9 protein-coding genes are annotated in these 4,370 nt (G+C 40.7%); 2 read left to right on the top strand and 7 right to left on the bottom strand.

All coding sequences use genetic code 11. The annotated features are described in order from the left end of the window. Positions 1-133: 133 nt before the first annotated feature. Together G1O98_RS37135 and G1O98_RS37130 are read right to left on the bottom strand one after the other, a co-directional pair. Positions 134-454 carry a hypothetical protein gene (locus G1O98_RS37135; RefSeq protein WP_163939319.1) on the bottom strand — a complete coding sequence of 107 codons (321 nt, stop codon included), beginning with the start codon at positions 452-454 and terminating at the stop codon, positions 134-136. A gap of 16 nt (positions 455-470) precedes the next feature. Then, a complete protein-coding gene (locus G1O98_RS37130; protein WP_163939317.1) occupies positions 471-680 on the bottom strand; it encodes a hypothetical protein in 210 nt (69 codons plus the stop codon). 38 nt (positions 681-718) lie between these two features. Here G1O98_RS37130 and G1O98_RS37125 point away from each other — a divergent pair, with 38 nt between their 5' ends. Together G1O98_RS37125 and G1O98_RS37120 are read left to right on the top strand one after the other, a co-directional pair. Further along, on the top strand, positions 719-1,051 hold the full coding sequence (locus G1O98_RS37125; RefSeq protein WP_163939315.1) for a DUF5674 family protein: 333 nt from the start codon (positions 719-721) through the stop codon (positions 1,049-1,051). Next, entirely contained in the window at positions 1,048-1,422 is a 375-nt protein-coding gene (locus G1O98_RS37120; protein WP_163939313.1) for a hypothetical protein, read from the top strand. Before G1O98_RS37125 ends, G1O98_RS37120 begins: the two co-directional genes overlap by 4 nt. Here G1O98_RS37120 and G1O98_RS37115 read toward each other — a convergent pair. From G1O98_RS37115 to G1O98_RS37095, 5 genes are all read right to left on the bottom strand, one after another. Next, entirely contained in the window at positions 1,408-1,701 is a 294-nt protein-coding gene (locus G1O98_RS37115) for a hypothetical protein (RefSeq protein WP_163939311.1), read from the bottom strand. The two genes, G1O98_RS37120 and G1O98_RS37115, sit on opposite strands and share 15 nt — an antisense overlap. Then, positions 1,682-2,086, bottom strand: coding sequence for a hypothetical protein (locus G1O98_RS37110; protein WP_163939309.1), 405 nt, complete (start codon positions 2,084-2,086; stop codon positions 1,682-1,684). Before G1O98_RS37110 ends, G1O98_RS37115 begins: the two co-directional genes overlap by 20 nt. A 27-nt stretch (positions 2,087-2,113) precedes the next feature. Beyond that, positions 2,114-2,326: a hypothetical protein gene (locus tag G1O98_RS37105; protein WP_163939307.1), complete on the bottom strand. Its 213-nt coding sequence runs from the start codon at positions 2,324-2,326 to the stop codon at positions 2,114-2,116. Positions 2,327-2,341: 15 nt separating this feature from the next. Further along, positions 2,342-2,515 (bottom strand): hypothetical protein, encoded by a 174-nt coding sequence (locus G1O98_RS37100; protein ID WP_243458655.1) that lies wholly within the window; start codon positions 2,513-2,515, stop codon positions 2,342-2,344. Between the two features lie 101 nt (positions 2,516-2,616). Continuing rightward, positions 2,617-4,134, bottom strand: coding sequence for a transposase (locus G1O98_RS37095; RefSeq protein ID WP_345940636.1), 1,518 nt, complete (start codon positions 4,132-4,134; stop codon positions 2,617-2,619). Between the last annotated feature and the right edge of the window lie 236 nt (positions 4,135-4,370).

The raw sequence follows: 4,370 nt of genomic DNA, 5'->3' as shown, positions 1-4,370 counted from the left end.
AAACCTTCCATTGACATTTACCCAAAAGATTTGCCTGCTCTACCTCCTGCCATTTTTTAATTCCGTCGAACTCACGTTAACTCCGATCAAGCTATCTATTATTAGATGTACTTGTTAGTACCTGGGTAGTGACTTAAGCATTGGATACTGTTTCTAGCTGTTGCTTGAGAATTACAATTTCAACTTGATACGCTTCAATTTCAGCTTGAAGTTCGGCGTGTAATTCCAGTGGTGTAAGTGGCTGAATCTTCTGCTCTTCAAGATGTGACACTTCGGAAAAATCGTTTTTATCTAGGACAGCATAACGCCAAGATTCGTTACATAAGCCAGTCAGTAGATTATTGGGTGGATAATACTGAATCCCAACAATCACTCCCTGCTTAGTTCTTTGCCCTAACGAGTATTTTGGTGATGTCCAATGATTCGGGATAGTGACAACTTTTGAAGTTTCCATGCAATTTCTCCTATCTTTATTTTGACTGTGTTTGTACTACTCGTTGCTGCCTTTTCTCCACCAAAATCTGACCGATAGCTCCCCCAGTACCCAGCCCTAACATTCCTGTAGCAATCATGTACATTGCATTCTTGCCAAAAAATTGCACTCCTAAATATCCCACAGATATAGCCGTTAATATGCCAGCGAGACTTACAGCAATTACTTGTGCTTGATTCCGTTCCATAATTAGAATGCCTTTCCCTGATAGAGGTTATGATTTGAATGATTTTCCTATTACGTAATCGCGCCACTGCTCAACAAATAGAACAAATGCTTACTGAACACAAGTTCTACATCAAAACCGCAGTCGATATCGAGCGTCGGGTGCTGGTTGGTGGTGGCGATCTGCACGCTGATTGCGAAAAAGAGCTATTGAAAGACGGTAGTAGACAACAAGATATTTGGGCTGCCAGTTTTATGCCTTTGACTGGGAAAATGATTTTTGAATCAATGGTTAATCTTCGTCCCCGGCAAAATCGGTCAATGGAGATTTTAGACCCTAATATTAGAGAAAGGGTTGCTCAACTTCTAATGGAGTTCCTGGGAAACTTATGATCCAAATGACACCAGAGCAGAAAAATTTTACACAAGATGATGTTCCCACGCGGTTGCATCACTTGGCAAATCACTTATCGCAAATTCAGTCTATGTGGGTTGGAGACTCATCAAGGGATTTGATGCTGCCTTTGGTAAAAGAAAGTCGGTACTTTATTGAGTGGACTGTACCCGACATGGTAAAAGCAGACGACATTGACCGAGCCTGTGAGTTAGTTGACTTAGTTCGTTTGCTGACTAATTGGCTGTTTGATTGGGAGAACATTTGGTCGGATGACGAACAAAAACAATCTGCTTCTCTTGAAACTTCATATTGGTTACAGCGAGTTTTGGAAATATCACGTACAGAACCGGAATCACTGAGCGCCTGAACTCGATGAAGTCTTCCGTTGTTTAACCAACACCGAACGCAAGTACTGCCGACAGGCTGCTTCTCCCTTATAAATCAGAATTCGCAGCGCCTGAATCTCCTGTATCGGAGAAACACAGATTTCGGCAATGGCACTAATCAAATTCTGTTGCTTCTGCACATAGTCTTGATGCTGCTGCTCTAACACAGCAATCTTGGAGTTTAACTGTTGTATTTGCCGTAATGCTTGCGTCAGAGACGATTCTTTGTTTCGAGAGCGATTATTTAGAGTTAATGTCATTTTCTTGTTCCTCTAAAGATTTTTTAAATGTTTGCCAATCTGGGCATTTATCACCTTGCCAGCCTTTGGGATGAACAGCGCAATTGAAGGTTACACCGTTGTAGATAACCCCGTGGAAATGCCTGCAACCTCGGCACGGAGGAGGTACAGGTCTGGGTTTTAGTGATTCTTCAAATTGTGCTGCCTCAATCCGACTACCGATAAACATGGTCAATCCAGTTCCCATCATGCTGAAACTGAAAACCAGCCTCGCTGTGCTTGCAGGTATTGTTATATTGAAGTGATTGGTTTTCTTTTGTCCAAAAACTGTGACACAGCCACTTAAAATAGTGGAAAATGCGAGAACTGCAATGGCAGATTTAAGAATCAATTGTTTTGTGTTCATTTTTATTTTTTGAGTAGTTCATACATTTCAACTAATAAAAACTGAATCGATTTCGCCGTTATCAATAGCATTCTTTGCATGGCGAACAGCTTGCGTATGATTGTCAAAAGTTTGAGTCGTAGGAGTTGCCCAGGTTGTTTTTAGAAATCCTGTTTTTCCTACATGAACATCTACAGCACCATCTGATAATTCAGTAGTCTCGATTTTGTAGCCGCCATGTTTGGTTTTGTACTCTTTCATTGTCCATTTCTCTCCCTAAAATTTATCCCGTTTAATACTAAAACTTGCTCCGATGAGAGAACTGCCCAAGAAAGCGGAAAAACTGACCAACATTGCACCCAGGCAGATATTTTTCTGTTGCTCCCAACCAGAGATGATTATATTGGGTTCAGCATTTATTTCAATAATCTCCAGTCCCCAAGAAGCCATTGCTCTTACTCCCGAAATTCCAGTCAAGAGCAGAGAGACAATTGCAGTTGTTTCTATGGTGCGGTCGTTGACGCTCTGTGGTCTAAAGACACACAGATTCTCTAAGAGGTTTTGCCGTATCTCTTAGATATCCGACTGTCAGCCACTGTATACTGGGTTAAATCGAATAAACTTAACTGAATATTCAATGACTCATAGGCATGGTTCCTGGACTCCCCACCCATCGGCAGCGATATCTTCACAGGCATAACTTTCCGAGAGTCCCCCGGTAGAGTCTTTTTAATGTTTTTAGGGAAGACTAATCCCACACGTTTTGCAATTGTTCGAGAAGCCTTTGTGTCAGCATGTTGTGTGTATCCGCAGTTAGTACAAAGAAATTTTTCTCCACTGCGATTACTCTTGTCAGTATGTCTGCACTGTGGACATTCCTGACTGCTATGCTTAGGATTAACTAGAATAACTGGTTTACCAGATTTAGCAGCTAACCAAGCGATTTTGGCGAATAAATCACCCCAAGCACAATCAAGGATAGCCTTGCTTAAACCACTCTTGCGACTAGCACCATTTCTCTTATATCCACCTTTGCCATCACGTTTTGGTTTGGCACGCTTAACCATGTTCTTGATGTTCAGGTCTTCACGCCCAACAGCATCAGCAGTTTTGACAATCTTACTGGCTGCTTGCCAATTGTAGCCGTCTCGATGTTGTGCTAGTTTATGTTGTGTTCTGGCAATTCTAGCGTATGCCTTGTTTTTGTTTTGAGAACCTTGACGCTTGCGGCTTATGGCACGTTGACGCATAGTTAAACGTCTAGATGTTTTGATGTTAGTTGTAACTCTAATATTTTCAACAAAACTACCATCTGACAAAGCTACAAGCTTATTCACACCAACATCAATCCCGACTACTGATTTGATTTGAGATATTGGCTTTTCTTTTGGTAGTTCTTGGGGTATTTGAACTAACATCGATAAGAACCAGTAACCGCCTGCTCTTTTAACAGTACAAGTTCTCACGGATTGAATACTGGTTAAATCTCGACTATTGTGCATTTTGACATTGCCAATCCCTGGAAGATAGACAATGGCATAATTATCTTTAATTGTCTTAAGCTTAACCTGTCCTGGTGAGTAATTGAAACTATTCAAAGTTCGTAAATAACGTGGAAATCCTTTACCATGCCGCCAAAAATTTGTAAACGCAGTGTCTAATTTTAGGATGTTCCCCTGCAAAACAACAGCACTAATTTCACTAAAATGTTTGAGTTTACGTCTTAACCTCGTTGTTACTTTTATCTGGATATTAGAAGCACTATCCCACTTGATAACAGATGACGATGTTTTCAGAGCAATATTTAGATCAGTTGGAATAACACCATGTTTCAGCACGGGACAAGTTAGTGGACAATACCCACCATATTCAACTCTGGTTTTCAGATCGCAGTAACTACCAAAAGCATAATTAACTGGTTGATCAGCATTCTGATTATTAGTATTGTATCCAATTTGTCGTTCTCTAAGTGCATAGTTTCTATGCTTCCTGAGAGTGATTAACCACTGCGACATTTTTGCTTGTTGAAGCTGACAGGGTTTTAACTTAAAGTTCCATCGGACTAGCACCTTTGTTAACTCCTTTTTGGTATAGAAATGTAGAAATTGATTTTTTCATGTTCTTGAAACTATGACAGTGACAAAGCCCGTGTTTGTTGTAGCTGCTTGTACTCGTCCCAATTCCTCGGATTATGAGGTGATGACGTTGATTCTTCAAAGTCCCAGTTCTGAGAATTGGTGTCGAAAAACTCAATGGCTGCATCAAAACCACACTGCAAAAATCTGGTGTATGATTCTTCCGAGCA

This window comes from Nostoc sp. UIC 10630 (assembly GCF_010747425.1).
GTDB lineage: Bacteria > Cyanobacteriota > Cyanobacteriia > Cyanobacteriales > Nostocaceae > Nostoc.
This window is presented reverse-complemented; position numbering and strand designations above follow the sequence as displayed.

What these genes read in the sequence shown, in the direction of transcription:
- G1O98_RS37135 (WP_163939319.1), bottom strand. Translation starts at nt 454, where the DNA reads ATGGAAACTTCAAAAGTTGTCACTATCCCGAATCATTGGACATCACCA.
- G1O98_RS37130 (WP_163939317.1), bottom strand. Translation starts at nt 680, where the DNA reads ATGGAACGGAATCAAGCACAAGTAATTGCTGTAAGTCTCGCTGGCATA.
- G1O98_RS37125 (WP_163939315.1), top strand. Translation starts at nt 719, where the DNA reads ATGATTTTCCTATTACGTAATCGCGCCACTGCTCAACAAATAGAACAA.
- G1O98_RS37120 (WP_163939313.1), top strand. Translation starts at nt 1,048, where the DNA reads ATGATCCAAATGACACCAGAGCAGAAAAATTTTACACAAGATGATGTT.
- G1O98_RS37115 (WP_163939311.1), bottom strand. Translation starts at nt 1,701, where the DNA reads ATGACATTAACTCTAAATAATCGCTCTCGAAACAAAGAATCGTCTCTG.
- G1O98_RS37110 (WP_163939309.1), bottom strand. Translation starts at nt 2,086, where the DNA reads ATGAACACAAAACAATTGATTCTTAAATCTGCCATTGCAGTTCTCGCA.
- G1O98_RS37105 (WP_163939307.1), bottom strand. Translation starts at nt 2,326, where the DNA reads ATGAAAGAGTACAAAACCAAACATGGCGGCTACAAAATCGAGACTACT.
- G1O98_RS37100 (WP_243458655.1), bottom strand. Translation starts at nt 2,515, where the DNA reads ATGGCTTCTTGGGGACTGGAGATTATTGAAATAAATGCTGAACCCAAT.